The sequence below is a fragment of the Trueperella sp. LYQ143 genome (assembly GCF_046599595.1).
GTDB lineage: Bacteria > Actinomycetota > Actinomycetes > Actinomycetales > Actinomycetaceae > Trueperella.
Window position 1 is genome coordinate 1 of record NZ_JBKIWR010000020.1, and the last position, 15,971, is coordinate 15,971.

Below are 15,971 nucleotides of genomic sequence, written 5' to 3' on the forward strand. Positions count from 1 at the left end.
CCGCACCCCGGGCACTTAACACTCGTCATTCATAACAGAGTGCCAAACCCCTAAAACACACCAACTACAACACCCAGTTTCCCCCGCAATAACGCCAAAAAATCCCGACAAAAGCAACACAATTTGTCCGACCAATTAGTTGACTACAACCAACTAAAACCCCCACTTTCGCGCATCAACACAACGAAAAACCCGAAAAATAGCAACACATTTTGTCCTATAACCCGCAAGGCACAACTTGCACTCCGCAGATAAAAAAGTGGACCCAGCCTGAGCTGGGTCCACCTGAAAGCACTGGGTTTAGCGCTTGGAGAACTGCGAGGCCTTGCGTGCCTTCTTCAGTCCTGCCTTCTTCCGTTCCACGCTACGGGCATCACGCGTGAGGAAGCCGGCCTTCTTCAATGCCGGACGGTTTGCCTCACGGTCGATCTCGTTCAGCGCACGGGAAATACCCAAGCGCAGGGCGCCGGCCTGACCAGACGTTCCACCACCGTGGATACGTGCGATAACGTCAAAACGGCCCTTGAGGTCGAGAAGCGTAAACGGATCGTTAACAAGCTGCTGGTGCAGTTTGTTCGGGAAGTAATCTTCCAAGGTGCGACCGTTGATCGTCCACTGACCAGAGCCAGGAACGAGACGGACACGGGCGATTGCTTCCTTGCGGCGGCCAAGACCCGCACCCGGAGCGGTCATGGATGCACCCTGACCGGTGGGCTTCGTGGGGGTCTCAGTCGAATACGAGCTCAGTTCTTCGAGCTCTTCGGTTTCAACGGTGGTCTCTGCCACGGTTCTCCTTAGGTAAATTCTGGCCAGGGATTACTTGGCAACCTGCTTGAGCTCGAAGGGCACCGGCTGCTGAGCGGCATGCGGATGCTCGCTACCACGGTAGACCTTCAGCTTGGAAAGCTGCTGACGTCCGAGAGTGTTCTTCGGCAACATACCGGCGATCGCCTTGTAGACAGCGCGCTCAGGGTTGTGCTCGAGAAGTTCGGCGTATGACGTTGCCTTCAAACCACCTGGGAAACCAGAGTGGCGATATGCCATCTTCTGCTCGTGCTTCATGCCGGTCAACGCCACCTTTTCGGCGTTAATAACGATGACGTAGTCACCCGTATCGACATGCGGAGCGAAAGTCGGCTTATGCTTCCCACGGAGCAGGGGTGCAACCTGAGCTGCCAAACGGCCAAGGACGATATCGGTGGCGTCAACGACGTACCACTTCTTCTCGATATCTCCGGGCTTCGGTGTAAAAGTGCGCACTTGCGTAGCCTTTTCTCTTCTGTAATCTTGGCAAATCTGCGGATGGCTTTACCGCTTTTTGCCAGTGGTCTCAAAGGATGTTGCATTCTTGACGAGTGGGAAGGACATCAAGGTCACAACGGTTTCTTATTGTAATGACCTGTGACCGCAATGGTCAAAGATGTTTGTCAGGCTGTGGCAGGTTTAATATCTATGAGTTCCGATGCGCCTAGTGCGATGGTCCGTAACTGCCGACATATAAGATCAATAGCTGTATTCTGCCGCGATGGAGCAGAACTAATACACATGACAAGTTGCCGCGTTCCCAATCCCGGAACGTAATGCACCTTAATCCCTTCACGTCGATCTGCCAACCCGAGCCGTGGCAGTACCGCCACCCCTAATCCGGCTTGCACCATAGACAAGGCAACGTCATAATCCTGAAAGACGTACTGCTGCGAAGGCGTAAAACCCCAGCTACGTGCTAATCGCTCAGTCGCTCGCCCGACGACAGAATCCGGATGCGCGCCCAACCACGGATATTGGACAAGTTCTCGCGGATCTGCCGGTAACGCAAATCGCGCCGGATATACCACATACCACGGCTCTTCCAAGAGCGGATAGATCCGCGTTCCGCGAGGCGCTGTGGGCACATCCGTATCGCTTTCCAATACGGCGATGTCTATCGTGTTTTGCCGCAGATATGCCAACGACGCACGCGAATCACCTTCCCGAACATGCACGTCAACGCCAGGTGCTTGCTCAGCGAGTGCCTCTAGATTTGGCAGAATGAGGCTTCGTATCACCGTCTGAAATGCCCCGACACGAACGATCCCCGTCGGTGTTCCGGCATATTCCAACAGATCGCGCTCTAAATGCTCACATTCCTGCTCAACCTGTTGTGCGACCTGCGCTACGAGGCGTCCGGCATCCGTCAGAATCGCACCGCTGGCGGTGCGAACGAGAAGAGTATGCCCACATTCATGTTCCAGCTTATTCATCTGTTGGCTAACAGCCGACGCTGATACGCCTAAGACGTCAGCAGCCGCCTGGATACCACCCTCTCGCGCCACCGTCAACAAAATAGATAGGCGCTGCACAGAGATCTTCATAAGAATAACTTAAATATATTTGTAGTTTATTTCAATTGACCTTAATCCTATTATGGCTCACAATCATTACGTGAATGGCGCACCTATGACGATCATAATGACGCTCGGTTGGATCGGAGCTGTCACCTATCTCTATAGTTTCTATTGCGTCTCACGTGGCAAGCTTATGGCTGATTCACTGCGCTATCAGGGGCTCTGCCTGATTTCTGGATCGCTGTCTTTAGTGACGTGCGCGGCTACTGGTGCGTGGCCCTCCGTCTTTACTAACCTCATTTTCGTCGGTATTGCTTGTTATATCGTGCTCACTGTTAAGCGCCGATATTTATTTGAGGTATTGCGGCGGCGCTGTACGCCATCCGGTCGGAAAACCGCCGCTTGCACATCCCCGGAAACCGAAAACTCTGAATGTACAACGGCTACCACTATTATCACGGCAGATTAACGTACCCCTACTCGCCTGCCTATCTGCATAGACGGAACCACTATTAGCAACCCGTTATTCGCATGAAGAACAAGGCTCTCCATCCGCACCTCGGAACTGCCGGGCAATTCGAGCCTGCTCACCGTAGCGCGCTGGATCGGGATAGCCCACAGCAGCCAAAGTCAAAGGGTGGGCCGGAGCAACAACTACTTCGCCATCTCGACACCGTTGACGTAACCGTTGCCCTGGCCAGCTCTCTTCCCGCTTACCGTTTCCCACTCGAATAAGCGTTCCCATCATGGTTCGCACCTGCGAATGGCAAAAAGCATCCGCCCGGGCATATCCAGTAATCACACCTGCCTCATCACGAGAGAAATGCAGTTCATACAGAGTCCGTATGGTTGAGGCGCCTGGCCGAGGCTTGCAATATGCCAAAAAATCATGCTCTCCTAGCAGCGCTTCAGCAGCTCGGTTCATCGCAGCAATATCCAGTTCCTCCTCACACCACAGCACATCCCGTTGACGTGGATCCCACAGCTCAACCCGATCTGCAATCCGGTATGTGTAGGCGCGCCACAGGGCCGAAAAACGGGCGTCAAATTCTGAGCTGGTTTCACGCACGTGACGAATAATCACGTCGCTATATCCCCGAATACCAGCACAACGGCGCACTAGCATAGCATTGGCCCGACGCCGTAAACTCATCGCTGGATCGTGACCAGATCGCCCTCCGAGAGCCGCAAAACGCTCCGGATCAACGTCAAAATGTGCACACTGCCCCAAGGCGTGTACCCCTGCGTCAGTGCGCCCTGCAACGGTCAACACCACTGGCTGACGGATTATCGTCGTTAATACCTCTTCAAGTTCCCCTTGCACCGTTCGCAATCCAGGCTGGCTCGCCCAGCCGTGGAACCCGTAGCCCTCATAACTGACATCAATACGTAGCCTCATGCCATCCAGCATACTGGCTTGCGCAAACAGAACATTCACTTCTCCACAGCAGGTAACCGTAACTGCCATCCACAACAGGGCTGCCTCAACTGGTTCGACTTAGAGTTTTGCGCTACCGTCTAGGCTATGGGAACACAGGCACAACCAGAATCGCCACTCACGCTCTGTATTGATTGCGGTGGCGGAGGTATTAAATCGACGTTGCTTGACGCGGGCGGATTCCAATGCTCTGATGTTGTTCGCACCCCTGTCCCCTATCCCTTTTCGCCGAACGATCTAATTAATGTTATTGACCAGCAGATCCGCGACGTCAGCCCAGACGCTTCGCTTTCTTTCTCTCGGATCACCCTGGGCATGCCGGGAATGATCCGCCACGGAGTAGTTGTCTATACGCCGCATTACATTCGCCGAGCTGGGCCCCACACTCGTATCCTGCCGCAGTTAGAAGAAGCGTGGACGGGGCAGGATATGCAAACCGCTCTCGAAGTTCATTACGGAGTTCCCGCTCTGGTTCTCAACGACGCAGAGGTTGCGGCAGCCGGAGTGGTACGTGGTCAAGGGTTAGAACTCGTCCTTACTCTTGGAACCGGACTCGGATCGGCATTCCTTGATAACGGTCGGCTTGCCCCGCATTTGGAGATTTCCCATGCCCCCATGCGGTGGGGATTAGTGTACGACGACGTAGTTGGCGAACATGAACGTTTGCGTTTGGGCGATTCTGCCTGGTCGCGTCGCGTTCTCAAAGCCATCGAATCACTTTGGCCAATCTTTCGGTGGGATACCTTGTATCTCGGAGGGGGAAACGCCGCGCGAATTACAGATTCTGTTCGTTCGCGCATGCCTGGAGTCATTTTCGTTCCTAATATGGCAGGCATGAATGGCGGCGTACGCGCCTGGTCAATGGTTGGCCGCGGATAACATATTGAGGTATATGACGCTCGTATATGACGCTCGTATCTGCCAGCGTCCGTCAATATACCCTTGAGGCAATCACGCAATATGAATATGCAACTCGCGGCGTATCCCATCATCTATTATCTAATGCCGTATTTCCTCATCACGATGAACTATATGCGGCTATCAGTGCATACTAGCTATGGCAAGATAGTTACATTCTTGAGTATGTTAGGCATCGCACGCTTTCCTACCCTCAACCTGATTTCGAAGTATTCGTAGCAAGATACACGCTCTCACGCTCTGACGCTCGCTGCCTATGTAAACCAAAGCTGAGAGCACATGAGTTTTTCTTTCTTTTTCCCTCTCTACCCTCCTCCGAGGAAATCTGGCCACCGTAGTTCTTTCCGGCATCGGCGTGGAGGTATTGACGACGTAATAAGGCAGGTTGTCCCAGATTTTAGCCTTTGATTCCGGATTTTTACCCGTAAAAGCCATTGCGGGGAAGCCCGATTGGGCTTCCCCGCAATGGAATAACAGAAGAATCTAATTACTTCTCGTCGCTAGCGTCAGTCGCTTCCTCGACTTCGACCGATTCAACCTTCTCAGCATCCTCCGGCGTTTCCGTCGTCGGCGCCTCTTCGGTCACTTCCTCAGCCGGCTTGGCTGTTTCCGCAGCCTTCTTCGCTACCTTCTGAGCTTCCTTAACAACTGCCTGCTTCGGAGAGACTGGCTCAAGAACGAGCGAAATCTCAGCCATGGGGGCATTGTCGCCCTTACGGTTCGGCAGCTTAACGATACGGGTGTAACCGCCGTTACGCTCAGCAAACTTCGGTGCGAGTTCCTCAAACAGCACGTATGCGCTCTCACGGTTGTTCAGCACCTTGAGTGCCAGACGGCGGTTGTAGGTATCGCCTTTCTTCGCCTTCGTGACGAGACGCTCCATATACGGGCGAACCCGACGGGCGCGAGCTTCCGTCGTCACCACTGACTTGTGCTCAATAAGGGACTTGCACAAATTAGCAATAATCTTGCGCTCGTTGGCTGGGCTGCCACCGAGACGTGCCCCCTTGGTGGGCTTGGGCATAATAACTCCTAAAATTCTTTCACGGGCCAACGCCCGTAGCCGCGATGCGGCAGTCCTAGTTAAACGTCGTCGCTAAATTGCATGCCGTAGGCGTCGTCGCCAAAGCCTGACATGTATCCTGCCGGCGAATCCTTCAACCGCAAATCAAGTTTGGCCAGCTCATCCTTCACATCTTCAATCGACTTCGCACCGAAGTTGCGAATATCTAGAAGATCGGCTTCAGAGCGCAAAACCAGCTCACCGATGGTATGGATACCTTCACGCTGCAAACAGTTCTGCGAACGAGCAGGGAGGTTAAGAATGGTAATCGGGCGCTGCAAATCAGATGACTGCTGCTCGACAACCGGAGCTTCTTTCAGCTCAAGCCCTTCAACCTCTTCATTTAGCTCGGTGCACAGCCCGAACAGCTCAACAAGAGTCTTACCGGCGGAAGCAAAAGCGTCACGCGGAAGCATCGACGGCTTGGTTTCAACATCGACAATGAGCTTGTCGAAGTCGGTCCGCTGCCCCACACGAGTGGCTTCTACCTTGTACGAGACTTTAACAACCGGCGAATAGATTGAATCAATCGGAATCCGACCAATTTCGTAGTCCGGCGAGTTATTCTGCGTTGCTGACACATAGCCACGACCGCGTTCAACCGTCAGATCAACTTCAATCTTGCCCATGTCGTTCAAGGTCGCGATGACGAGATCTGGATTGTGGATCTCCACGCCTGCGGGAGGGGTGATATCCGAAGCGAGCACCTGCCCTGGGCCCTGCTTACGCAGGTACATCAGCACCGGCTCATCATGCTCGGACGTCACAACGAGTTCCTTCAGATTCAAAATAATTTCGGCAACATCTTCCTTGCAGCCGTGAATCGTCGAAAACTCATGCAACACACCGTCAATATGAACGGAGGTGATCGCAGCACCAGGAATCGACGAGAGCAAGGTACGGCGTAGGGAGTTACCCAAGGTGTAACCAAAACCAGGCTCGAGTGGATCGAGCGTGAAACGCGAACGCGTATCGGAAATCTTTTCTTCCGTCAGCGCGGGACGCTGTTCAATGATCACGGGTTTATCCTTTCATCAGATGCCCGCTATATGACACCTGCGAGAAATTCTTAGGGTGAAACTGCAGGAAATCCTGCCGGATAGTAGATAACCTCGGCCATCTACTACTTCATCAGACGCGGCGGCGCTTAGCCGGGCGGCAACCGTTGTGAGCCTGAGGCGTAACATCAGAAATCGAGGTTACTTCCAGACCCGATGCCGTCAACGAACGGATCGCGGTTTCACGTCCTGAACCAGGACCCTTAACGAACACATCAACCTTCTTCAGACCATGATCCATGGCCCGACGGGCAGCGTTTTCCGCAGCTAGCTGAGCAGCATACGGGGTGGACTTACGCGAGCCCTTGAAGCCGACCATACCGGCAGAAGCTGACGCGATGACTTCACCCTTGGTGTCCGTGATCGAAACGATCGTATTGTTAAAAGTGGACTTAATGTGCGCCTGCCCGTTGAGGACATTTTTGCGCGTGCTACGACGCGGACGGCGCTGAGACTTGGCTGGCATCTATTAACACTCCTGATCTGCCGAATTACTTCTTCTTCTTGCCGACAACGGTGGACTTCGGCCCCTTGCGGGTACGTGCGTTCGTCTTTGTACGCTGACCGTGTACGGGCAGACCACGACGATGACGCAGACCCTGGTAACAACCAATCTCGACCTTACGGCGAATATCTGCTTGAATCTCGCGGCGCAAATCACCTTCGACCTTGTAGTTCTCGTCGATGTGATTCTTCAGGCTGATCATTTCGTCCTCGGTCAGATCACGCACGCGGGTATCCGGGTTGACCCCCGTCGCCTGCAGAGTTTCGTGAGCACGAGTGCGACCAATGCCGAAAATGTACGTAAGCGCAACCTCAACGCGCTTATCGCGCGGGAGATCTACGCCAGAAAGACGTGCCATGTTTTGGCTCCTTGTGTCTTTATCCGAAGGTGTGGAGCATTACTTCCCGAATGGGCCTCAGCCTTCGGACTGAGGGTTGCATGGGCGAAACCAACGCTAGTAATGCAATGACTGTGGATGCCGATCCACGACCAGGAGTGCCCTGGCTGCCAGGTTATCCCTGACGCTGCTTGTGCCGCGGGTTATCGCAGATAACCATGACGCGACCATGCCGGCGAATGATCTTGCAGTTTTCGCAGATCTTCTTAACGCTAGGCTTGACCTTCATTTATGGTGCTTCCTATGCCGGAAAATCCGGCGCTCGATGGGTTACTTGTAACGGTAGACGATACGGCCGCGGTTGAGATCATACGGAGTGAGCTCAACGACAACACGATCTTCCGGAAGGATCTTGATGTAGTGCTGACGCATCTTGCCAGAAATATGGGCGAGCACCATGTGCCCGTTCTCCAATTCGACCCGAAACATCGCATTGGGCAGGGCTTCAGTTACTCTGCCTTCTACTTCGATGACGCCTTCTTTTTTCGCCATGTTCCCCACTAACCTGATTTTTGCTGCGTCGAAAGAAGTTCTCCCGACGAGGCCCCGAGGGGCACCAACGCACAATTCTACGCGACAACACTGACCTGTGAAAAGGCAGAATCTGGTGGAGCACGTCACGAAGAAACAGCATCTTCGTCAATATCAGTTCCGGCGGCTCACATCAAAACGATAAATTTCAATAGCATGTAAGAAGAAAGATCTCGTAGCAGCTATAGAACCTAAACATTTCGGACTATCAGCTAGATAAATGCTAGTTATTTGTTCTGTTCCGCTAGCTGAAACCGATTAATCCAACGGAACTGGCGTGATACCAAAAGGCGCTAATCCGGCGACCCCACCATCAGGAGCAGAAAGCACCCATATACCCTCTTCATGCAACGCAACCTCATGTTCCCAATGCGCTGCGTCAGATCCATCTTGAGTAACTACCGTCCAGCCATCTTCCAAAACGCGGTTCGCTTGATTTCCTGCCGCTAACATCGGCTCAACACACAGTACCATTCCCGCCCGAAGTCTCGGGCTTCTCCCCCGCGAACGGTAATGCAGGACATCAGGCTCTTGGTGCATTTGACGTCCGATGCCGTGCCCAACATAGTCAATAAGGATATCTGGCTGTTCATCATCCGGCAGGGAGGTAATAAAATCATCGATTGCTTCACCGATATGCCCGACGCGCTTACGCGTTGCCATTGCCGCAATCCCAACCCACATGGCGTGTTCCGTAATATCCGACAGCCGTTTCCGAGCGGCATATACCTGCGGATCTCCACCAGGGAGCACCATAGTAAAGGCAGCATCGCCATTCCAGCCATCAACAACTGCACCGCAATCGCACGAGATAATATCTCCGGGCTGGAGAACTCGATCATCGGGGATACCATGCACAATAACGTCATTAACTGACGTACAAATCTGGGCTGGATAGTCATAGTATCCGTAGAAATTCGATTGTGCCCCGGCTTCACGCAAAACGTCAAGCGCGATAGCGTCGCAATCTCTGGTCGTCATCCCAGCCGTGATGTGTGATTGTAAGGCGCGATGAATCTGTGCCACCACAAGTGCGGCCCGACGCATCTTGCGGATCTCATCATGAGTCTTATATTCGATCACCGCGTGCTTTACCTTGCGTCAAGGGCTGCGCGAAGCTGCGCAATAAGACGCTGCTCAACATCAGCGATACTGCCCATACCGTCAACAGCAACGACAAGACCACGGTTTCGATATACCTCTAGCAACGGGCGCGTTGAGTTGTGATAGACCTCAATACGGTGCCGAATCACTTCCTCAGTATCATCCGCACGATTTTCTAATTCCGCGCGGCGAAGCAGACGCCCGATAATCGCCTCGTCAGGGATCTGCAACTCGATAACAGCATCTAATTGCTGATCCCTATCGGCAAGCATTACATCAAGGGCATCGACTTGGCTCAAGGTACGCGGATAGCCGTCCAGCAGGAAACCACTACTCTTGCCCATCTGATCGAGACGATTAGCCACAACGCGATCAGTAAGCTCATCAGGCACTAAATTACCGGCTTCAATATACGAAGCCAACAGGGTGCCTAAATCAGAACCGCTCGCAATTGCTTCCCGAAAAACCTGACCGGTGGAAACCCACGGCACATTGAAGTTCTCCGAGATGGCATTGGCTTGTGTGCCTTTGCCTGCTCCCGGCGGCCCCACAATCACGAGACGGTAGCTCATCGCAAGAATCCCTCATAGTGGCGCTGTTGCAATTGAGCGTCAATATCTTTGACAGTCTGCAAGCCGACACCCACCAAGATGATGATGGATGTACCGCCGAAGGCCATCGAACGAATACCCATCTGGTTGAATACCACCAGCGGAATCATCGCAATAATCGCCAGGTACAAGGCGCCAACCCAGTTAATACGATTAATGACATAACGCAAGTAATCTGCCGTCGGTTGACCCGCACGGATACCGGGGATGAAGCCGCCATAACGCTTCATATTGTCTGCCACTTCTTCTGGATTGAACGTAATGGACGTGTAGAAGAAAGCAAAGAACACAATCAATAATGCGTATGCAATGAGGTACCACACGGAAGCACGAGTGAAATGCAGGTGCAACCACTGGACCCAGCTTGAGTTCGGATCGCCAAACTGAGCAATCATCTGCGGTAGCGAGAGAATTGAGGACGCGAAAATGACCGGAATAACGTTGGCCATATTGATCTTAAGCGGAATATACGTGGAGGTTCCACCATAGGTACGGCGACCAATTACCCGCTTTGCATATTGAACCGGGATACGACGCTGGGACTGCTCCACGAAAACAACAACCAGCGTGATTGCGAGGAACATAGCCACAACAATTGCCACTCGCGCCGCTCCGCCGTCAGAGCGGAACACGTTCGTCAGCATAGCTGGGAAGTTCGCAGCAATACCCGTGAAGATCAGCAGCGACATACCGTTGCCGACGCCGCGTTCAGTAATCAATTCACCGAGCCACATAATCAAACCCGTACCGGCAGTAATCGCAATAATGGCAACTACCAGGCGCAACGGGGTGGCACCCGGAATCGGATGTACAGAACAGGTGGTAAACAACTTGCCATTAGCAATGGATACCATCACCGACGCTTGAAGCACAGCAAGGAAAATCGTCAAGTAACGGGTATATTCGGTGAGCTTGGCAGTACCCGTCTGCCCTTCTTTATGTAGCTCTTCAAATTTAGGAATCACCACACGCATCAACTGAACAATAATTGATGCGGTAATGTACGGCATGATTCCCAATGCAAAGACGGAGATCTGAAGCATTGCACCGCCAGAAAACATGTTCAGCATAGTGAAAATATCGGCAGTACCTTGTTCCGACAAACACTGCTTGACGTTTTCATACGAGACGAACGGTGCCGGCACATACGTACCCAGACGGTAGATCGCCATAATCATAATGGTGAAGAGCAGCTTTCGCCGTAAATCCGGGGTGCGAAATGCTGATACGAGTGCTTTTAACACAACAGTCCTCCATTTGCCGACTCGAACGAGCCGTTGCGCGGTATAACCAGTTGCCCTGGGAACCCAATGCTTCCTCAGCCTTGCGTTCCGTATAGCTACTATACCCGCACGAGTTAGCTATGCACCTACTCTTCTCCTGGTGCATAGACCACAAAATTACGTAAGGAACGGCCGGAATTCACCGTAGTGAATGCCGGCCGTTCTCCGTTTTAGGCGTCACGCTTAGCGAGTGACCCGCCAGCAGCCTCAATCTTTTCCTGAGCGGAACGCGACCATGCATCGGCGGTGACATTAACCTTGACGGTAATATCGCCAGTTCCTAGGATCTTCACCGGACGATTCTTACGAACCAAACCGTTATTAACGAGATCCTCAACCGTGATCGTGCCTCCCTTAGGGAACACTTCAGCAAGCGCATCCAAGTTAACGACCTGGTATTCCACGCGAGCCGGGTTCTTAAAGCCACGCAACTTCGGCAGACGCATGTGCAACGGCATCTGACCGCCTTCGAATCCGGGGCGAACCGTATTGCGCGCATGCGTACCCTTGGTACCGCGACCAGCCGTTTTACCCTTCGAACCCTCACCGCGTCCAACGCGGATCTTGGAGCGATTTGCACCCGGTGCTGGACGAAGATCATGAATCTTCAGCGGCTCGGAATTGGTTTCGGTAGCCATTAGTCAACCTCCTCCACACTCACCAGATGAGCGACCTTCTGGATCATTCCGCGCACAGCGGGAGTATCCTCGCGAGTCACCGACTGGTGAATCTTACGCAGACCGAGCGAGCGCATCGTCTCGCGCTGGTTCTGCTTGGTGCCAACAAGGCCCTTCTTCTGCGTAATCTTCAGCATTATGCACCAACTCCTGCGGCAGCAGCCTCATTCTCAGCACGCTGTGCTTCGAGGGCGGCGTCCTCGCGTTCCTTCGCTTCGTGCTCGGCACGTGCGCGAAGCATTGCTTGCGGTGCAACTTGATCAACCGGCAAACCACGACGGGCAGCCACTGCTTCCGGCTGTTCTAGCTTCTTCAGCGCAGCAACCGTGCCATGCACAATGTTGATTGCGTTGGATGAACCCAGCGACTTGGTGAGCACGTCATGAACACCAGCGGCCTCCATGACGGCGCGCACCGGACCGCCGGCGATAACGCCAGTACCCGGGGAAGCCGGACGCAACAACACAACGCCTGCTGCATCCTCACCCTGCACAATGTGCGGAATGGTTGTTCCAATACGCGGAACCTTAAAGAAATTCTTCTTAGCCTTTTCCGTGCCCTTAGCAATTGCTGCGGGAACTTCCTTGGCCTTGCCGTAGCCGACACCGACGGTACCGTTGCCGTCACCAACCACCACGAGCGCAGTGAAGGACATCCGGCGACCGCCCTTAACGGTCTTTGCTACACGGTTAATCGTCACGACGCGCTCGATGTAGGGACTCCTGTCATCTGCGCGACGATCGGTGCGACGCTCGTTACGTCGTCCATCACGACGACGATCTTCACGCTGATCGCCCTCGGAACGACGTCCACGCTGCTCTGCAGCCATGTCTATATCCTCTCGTTCCAGATCACAGGGTCAATCCGGCTTCGCGGGCGCCTTCGGCAACCGCGGCCACACGACCGTGATACTTGTTTCCTGCACGATCAAAGACGACGGCGGTGATTCCGGCGTCCATCGCGCGCTTACCAATACGCACGCCCACCTCGCGTGCCTTCGCTACCTTACCGTCGCCATCTACCGAGAAATCGGCTTCCAGCGTCGAGGCGCTTACCAGAGTGCGACCGACGGTATCGTCAATGATCTGGGCAACCATATGGCGGTTCGACCGAGAAACGACGAGACGTGGACACTCAGCAGTGCCAGACACGCGCTTGCGCAGACGCTGGTGGCGGCGCTTACGAGCAGCAAAAGAGCTCTTGGACTTAGACGAGATGCCCATTACTTACCAGCCTTTCCAGCCTTGGTCCGAACGTATTCGCCAACATAGCGGATACCCTTGCCCTTGTACGGCTCAGGCTTGCGCAGCTTGCGAATCTGTGCCGCAATCTCGCCAACCTGCTGCTTGGAGATACCGCAAACAGCGAACTTCGTCGGGCTATCAACTTGGAATGTGATGCCCTCTGGCGCCGGAACGGTAATCGTGTGCGAATATCCAAGGGAGAACTCTAGATCCGTTCCCTTAGCAACAACACGGTAACCCGTACCACGAATCTCCAGAGCCTTGGTGTATCCGTCCGTAACACCAATGATGTTATTCGCGATCAGGGTACGAGTCAGACCATGCAAAGACCGAGAAGCGCGCTCGTCATTCGGACGGGTCACGACAACTTGACCATCTTCCACAGCTACTGAAATCGGTGCTGGGATCGACTGTGCAAGTTCGCCCTTAGGCCCTTTGACGGTCACTACTTCGTTAGCAATCGTCACCTCAACGCCTGCCGGAATAGAGATCGGGAGCTTACCAATACGCGACATTGTAGAACTCCTCTCCCTTACCAGATGTAGGCGAGGACTTCCCCACCTACACCCTTGTCCTTGGCTTCACGGTCGGTAAGCAGACCAGAGGACGTGGACAGAATTGCCACGCCGAGGCCGCCGAGGACCTGAGGCAGGTTGGTGGACTTTGCGTAAACACGAAGTCCCGGCTTAGAGATACGACGCAAACCGGCAAGCGCACGCTCACGATTCGGGCCGTACTTCAGGGTTACAGTGAGCGTCTTGCCCACATTGGCTTCTTCGACAGTGTATGTGTCGATGTATCCCTCACGCTTAAGGATGTCGGCAATCGAAGCCTTCATCTTCGAGTACGGCATATCAACCGTCTCGTGGAACGCCGAATTGGCGTTGCGCAGACGCGTGAGCATATCTGCAATCGGGTCTGTCATAGACATCGGGCAGCAGCCCTTCCTCGTCGCGGTTTCCTTTTCAGACCTGCGACGTAGTTTCTTACCAGCTGGACTTCTTAACGCCCGGGAGTTCGCCCCGCAGGGCCATCTCGCGCAGGCAGACTCGGCACAGGCCGAACTTACGATAGACGGAGTGCGGACGACCGCAACGCTGACAACGCGTGTATGCGCGAACAGCGTACTTTGGCTTCCGGGCCGCCTTATGCTTCAGAGCAGTTTTAGCCATCAGTTCTCCTTGAACGGGAAGCCGAGTTGACGCAGCAGAAAGCGTCCCTCGTCATCGGTCTTAGCAGACGTCACCACGGTGATATCCATACCGCGCACGCGGTCAATCTTGTCCATATCGATCTCGTGGAACACGGTCTGCTCGGTCAAGCCAAAGGTGTAGTTTCCATGGCCATCGAACTGCTGCGGAGACAAACCGCGGAAGTCGCGGATACGCGGCAGCGCTGTTGACAACAAGCGATCGAGGAACTCCCACATACGATCACCGCGAAGCGTAACGTGGCAACCAATTGCTTGACCTTCGCGCAGCTTGAACTGAGCGATGGATTTACGAGCTCGGGTCACCTGCGGCTTCTGACCGGTGATAGCAGTAATATCCGCAATAGCTCCTTCCAAGACCTTGGAATCACGAGCAGCGTCACCGACGCCCATGTTCACAACAATCTTGGTTAAGCCACCAACGTTATTCACGTTGTCGTGCTTAAATTCTTTCTGCAGTGCCGGGAGGATTTCCTGGCGGTACTTCGTCTTCAAACGAGGCTGGTTCACAGCTCGATCTCCTTCCCGCCACGGCGGCCGATACGCTCACGCATGATCTTTGTGCGACCGTTACGCTCGACCTCAACCTCACGGAAGCCCACACGCACTGGCTTCTTATCCGGACCAACAAGCATCACGTTTGACACGTGAATAGGAGCTTCGATGGTCTCAATACCGCCCGTGACCGCACCACGATCAGTGCGTCCCACGCGGGTGTGCTTCTTAACGCGCTGAACGCCTTCAACGATCACGCGGTTATTGCGAGTATCTACTTCGAGAACACGACCTTGCGCACCCTTATCACGCCCGGCAATGACCTGAACGAGGTCACCCTTCTTGATCTTCGCCATTAGATCACCTCCGGTGCAAGGGAGACGATACGCATGAACTTCTTATCGCGAAGTTCGCGTGCCACGGGCCCGAAAATACGGGTACCACGCGGCTCGGTGTCATTCTTCAGAATGACGGCTGCGTTCTCATCAAACTTAATGTACGAGCCGTCTGCACGACGCGTACTCTTCTTGGCACGGACGATAACGGCCTTAACCACATCGCCCTTCTTTACGTTTCCGCCAGGAATGGCATCCTTGACGGCGGCGACGATGATGTCGCCAATTCCGGCGTAGCGCCGGCCAGAGCCACCGAGCACATGGATGCACAGGATTTCCTTTGCACCTGTGTTGTCGGCGACCTTGAGCCGCGACTCCTGCTGGATCATTTACATATCTCCTGTCGTCGTGCTGGTTCTCACCGAGTGAGCCTTGCCGAACGGATGGGTTGACATCGTGGTAGCCGTGGTCGAATGACCACGGCTCCACGCACTACTTAGCCTTTTCGATGACCTCGACCACGCGGAAATGCTTGGTCGCGGACAACGGGCGGGTTTCCATGATACGGACGAGATCGCCTTCGCGAACTTCGTTGGTTTCGTCGTGCGCCTTAATACGCTTGGACCGAGTCATAACCTTACCGTATAGCGAGTGCTTCCGGCGATCCTCAACCAAGACGACAACGGTTTTGTCCATCTTGTCACTGACGACGTAACCCGTCCGCACCTTACGATGTGCGCGCTGCGTCGGCTCGACAGTCTTTTCCTGCTCGCTCATT

26 protein-coding genes are annotated in these 15,971 nt (G+C 54.0%); 2 read left to right on the top strand and 24 right to left on the bottom strand.

Translation table 11 applies throughout. The annotated features are described in order from the left end of the window. Nucleotides 1-300: 300 nt before the first annotated feature. The 3 genes from rpsI to ACLHIL_RS07800 all read right to left on the bottom strand — a co-directional run bounded on the left by rpsI (nt 301) and on the right by ACLHIL_RS07800 (nt 2,351). Nucleotides 301-786, bottom strand: coding sequence for a 30S ribosomal protein S9 (gene rpsI, locus ACLHIL_RS07790; RefSeq protein WP_411297395.1), 486 nt, complete (start codon nt 784-786; stop codon nt 301-303). 30 nt (nt 787-816) lie between these two features. After that, nucleotides 817-1,260, bottom strand: coding sequence for a 50S ribosomal protein L13 (rplM, locus tag ACLHIL_RS07795; RefSeq protein WP_411297396.1), 444 nt, complete (start codon nt 1,258-1,260; stop codon nt 817-819). A 167-nt stretch (nt 1,261-1,427) separates the two neighbouring features. Then, on the bottom strand, nt 1,428-2,351 hold the full coding sequence (locus ACLHIL_RS07800; RefSeq protein ID WP_411297397.1) for a LysR family transcriptional regulator: 924 nt from the start codon (nt 2,349-2,351) through the stop codon (nt 1,428-1,430). A 52-nt stretch (nt 2,352-2,403) separates the two neighbouring features. Here ACLHIL_RS07800 and ACLHIL_RS07805 point away from each other — a divergent pair, with 52 nt between their 5' ends. Then, nucleotides 2,404-2,793: a hypothetical protein gene (locus ACLHIL_RS07805; protein ID WP_411297398.1), complete on the top strand. Its 390-nt coding sequence runs from the start codon at nt 2,404-2,406 to the stop codon at nt 2,791-2,793. A gap of 54 nt (nt 2,794-2,847) precedes the next feature. On the opposite strand, the gene truA is transcribed toward ACLHIL_RS07805, so the two are convergent. Continuing rightward, a complete protein-coding gene (truA, locus tag ACLHIL_RS07810) occupies nt 2,848-3,723 on the bottom strand; it encodes a tRNA pseudouridine(38-40) synthase TruA (protein WP_411297399.1) in 876 nt (291 codons plus the stop codon). Nucleotides 3,724-3,849: 126 nt separating this feature from the next. Here truA and ACLHIL_RS07815 point away from each other — a divergent pair, with 126 nt between their 5' ends. After that, nucleotides 3,850-4,641 (top strand): ROK family protein, encoded by a 792-nt coding sequence (locus ACLHIL_RS07815; protein ID WP_411297400.1) that lies wholly within the window; start codon nt 3,850-3,852, stop codon nt 4,639-4,641. A 526-nt stretch (nt 4,642-5,167) separates the two neighbouring features. Here the strand turns inward: ACLHIL_RS07815 and rplQ are convergent. From rplQ to rpsQ, 20 genes are all read right to left on the bottom strand, one after another. Continuing rightward, the gene (gene rplQ / locus ACLHIL_RS07820; RefSeq protein WP_411297401.1) at nt 5,168-5,704 is read right to left on the bottom strand and encodes a 50S ribosomal protein L17; all 537 of its coding nucleotides are present in this window, start codon (nt 5,702-5,704) and stop codon (nt 5,168-5,170) included. 59 nt (nt 5,705-5,763) lie between these two features. After that, nucleotides 5,764-6,762 carry a DNA-directed RNA polymerase subunit alpha gene (locus ACLHIL_RS07825; protein WP_411297402.1) on the bottom strand — a complete coding sequence of 333 codons (999 nt, stop codon included), beginning with the start codon at nt 6,760-6,762 and terminating at the stop codon, nt 5,764-5,766. A gap of 112 nt (nt 6,763-6,874) precedes the next feature. After that, nucleotides 6,875-7,267, bottom strand: a complete 393-nt coding sequence (gene rpsK, locus ACLHIL_RS07830) for a 30S ribosomal protein S11 (RefSeq protein ID WP_411297403.1) — start codon at nt 7,265-7,267, stop codon at nt 6,875-6,877. A gap of 25 nt (nt 7,268-7,292) precedes the next feature. After that, complete coding sequence (gene rpsM / locus ACLHIL_RS07835) at nt 7,293-7,664, bottom strand: 30S ribosomal protein S13 (protein WP_411297404.1); 372 nt, start codon at nt 7,662-7,664, stop codon at nt 7,293-7,295. A 154-nt stretch (nt 7,665-7,818) separates the two neighbouring features. Beyond that, complete coding sequence (rpmJ, locus tag ACLHIL_RS07840) at nt 7,819-7,932, bottom strand: 50S ribosomal protein L36 (protein ID WP_278013205.1); 114 nt, start codon at nt 7,930-7,932, stop codon at nt 7,819-7,821. A 41-nt stretch (nt 7,933-7,973) separates the two neighbouring features. Then, on the bottom strand, nt 7,974-8,195 hold the full coding sequence (gene infA, locus ACLHIL_RS07845) for a translation initiation factor IF-1 (RefSeq protein ID WP_411297405.1): 222 nt from the start codon (nt 8,193-8,195) through the stop codon (nt 7,974-7,976). A 297-nt stretch (nt 8,196-8,492) separates the two neighbouring features. Then, on the bottom strand, nt 8,493-9,317 hold the full coding sequence (gene map / locus ACLHIL_RS07850; protein ID WP_411297406.1) for a type I methionyl aminopeptidase: 825 nt from the start codon (nt 9,315-9,317) through the stop codon (nt 8,493-8,495). Between the two features lie 8 nt (nt 9,318-9,325). After that, on the bottom strand, nt 9,326-9,910 hold the full coding sequence (locus ACLHIL_RS07855) for an adenylate kinase (protein WP_411297407.1): 585 nt from the start codon (nt 9,908-9,910) through the stop codon (nt 9,326-9,328). Then, on the bottom strand, nt 9,907-11,193 hold the full coding sequence (gene secY / locus ACLHIL_RS07860; protein WP_411297408.1) for a preprotein translocase subunit SecY: 1,287 nt from the start codon (nt 11,191-11,193) through the stop codon (nt 9,907-9,909). The genes ACLHIL_RS07855 and secY overlap by 4 nt, the downstream gene beginning before the upstream one ends. Nucleotides 11,194-11,402: 209 nt before the next feature. Then, nucleotides 11,403-11,870 carry a 50S ribosomal protein L15 gene (gene rplO, locus ACLHIL_RS07865; protein ID WP_411297409.1) on the bottom strand — a complete coding sequence of 156 codons (468 nt, stop codon included), beginning with the start codon at nt 11,868-11,870 and terminating at the stop codon, nt 11,403-11,405. After that, nucleotides 11,870-12,046: a 50S ribosomal protein L30 gene (gene rpmD / locus ACLHIL_RS07870; RefSeq protein ID WP_411297410.1), complete on the bottom strand. Its 177-nt coding sequence runs from the start codon at nt 12,044-12,046 to the stop codon at nt 11,870-11,872. Before rpmD ends, rplO begins: the two co-directional genes overlap by 1 nt. Next, entirely contained in the window at nt 12,046-12,738 is a 693-nt protein-coding gene (rpsE, locus tag ACLHIL_RS07875) for a 30S ribosomal protein S5 (protein WP_411297411.1), read from the bottom strand. Before rpsE ends, rpmD begins: the two co-directional genes overlap by 1 nt. A 22-nt stretch (nt 12,739-12,760) precedes the next feature. Continuing rightward, nucleotides 12,761-13,132, bottom strand: coding sequence for a 50S ribosomal protein L18 (gene rplR / locus ACLHIL_RS07880; RefSeq protein ID WP_411297412.1), 372 nt, complete (start codon nt 13,130-13,132; stop codon nt 12,761-12,763). Continuing rightward, on the bottom strand, nt 13,132-13,668 hold the full coding sequence (gene rplF / locus ACLHIL_RS07885; RefSeq protein ID WP_411297413.1) for a 50S ribosomal protein L6: 537 nt from the start codon (nt 13,666-13,668) through the stop codon (nt 13,132-13,134). Before rplF ends, rplR begins: the two co-directional genes overlap by 1 nt. Nucleotides 13,669-13,685: 17 nt before the next feature. Continuing rightward, a complete protein-coding gene (gene rpsH / locus ACLHIL_RS07890; RefSeq protein ID WP_411297414.1) occupies nt 13,686-14,084 on the bottom strand; it encodes a 30S ribosomal protein S8 in 399 nt (132 codons plus the stop codon). A 55-nt stretch (nt 14,085-14,139) separates the two neighbouring features. After that, complete coding sequence (locus tag ACLHIL_RS07895; RefSeq protein ID WP_411297415.1) at nt 14,140-14,325, bottom strand: type Z 30S ribosomal protein S14; 186 nt, start codon at nt 14,323-14,325, stop codon at nt 14,140-14,142. Next, a complete protein-coding gene (rplE, locus tag ACLHIL_RS07900) occupies nt 14,325-14,873 on the bottom strand; it encodes a 50S ribosomal protein L5 (RefSeq protein WP_411297416.1) in 549 nt (182 codons plus the stop codon). Before rplE ends, ACLHIL_RS07895 begins: the two co-directional genes overlap by 1 nt. Next, nucleotides 14,870-15,214: a 50S ribosomal protein L24 gene (gene rplX / locus ACLHIL_RS07905; RefSeq protein ID WP_411297417.1), complete on the bottom strand. Its 345-nt coding sequence runs from the start codon at nt 15,212-15,214 to the stop codon at nt 14,870-14,872. Before rplX ends, rplE begins: the two co-directional genes overlap by 4 nt. Beyond that, a complete protein-coding gene (gene rplN / locus ACLHIL_RS07910) occupies nt 15,214-15,582 on the bottom strand; it encodes a 50S ribosomal protein L14 (protein WP_411297418.1) in 369 nt (122 codons plus the stop codon). The genes rplX and rplN overlap by 1 nt, the downstream gene beginning before the upstream one ends. A gap of 103 nt (nt 15,583-15,685) precedes the next feature. Then, on the bottom strand, nt 15,686-15,970 hold the full coding sequence (gene rpsQ, locus ACLHIL_RS07915) for a 30S ribosomal protein S17 (RefSeq protein WP_411297419.1): 285 nt from the start codon (nt 15,968-15,970) through the stop codon (nt 15,686-15,688). Nucleotide 15,971 lies beyond the last annotated feature (1 nt).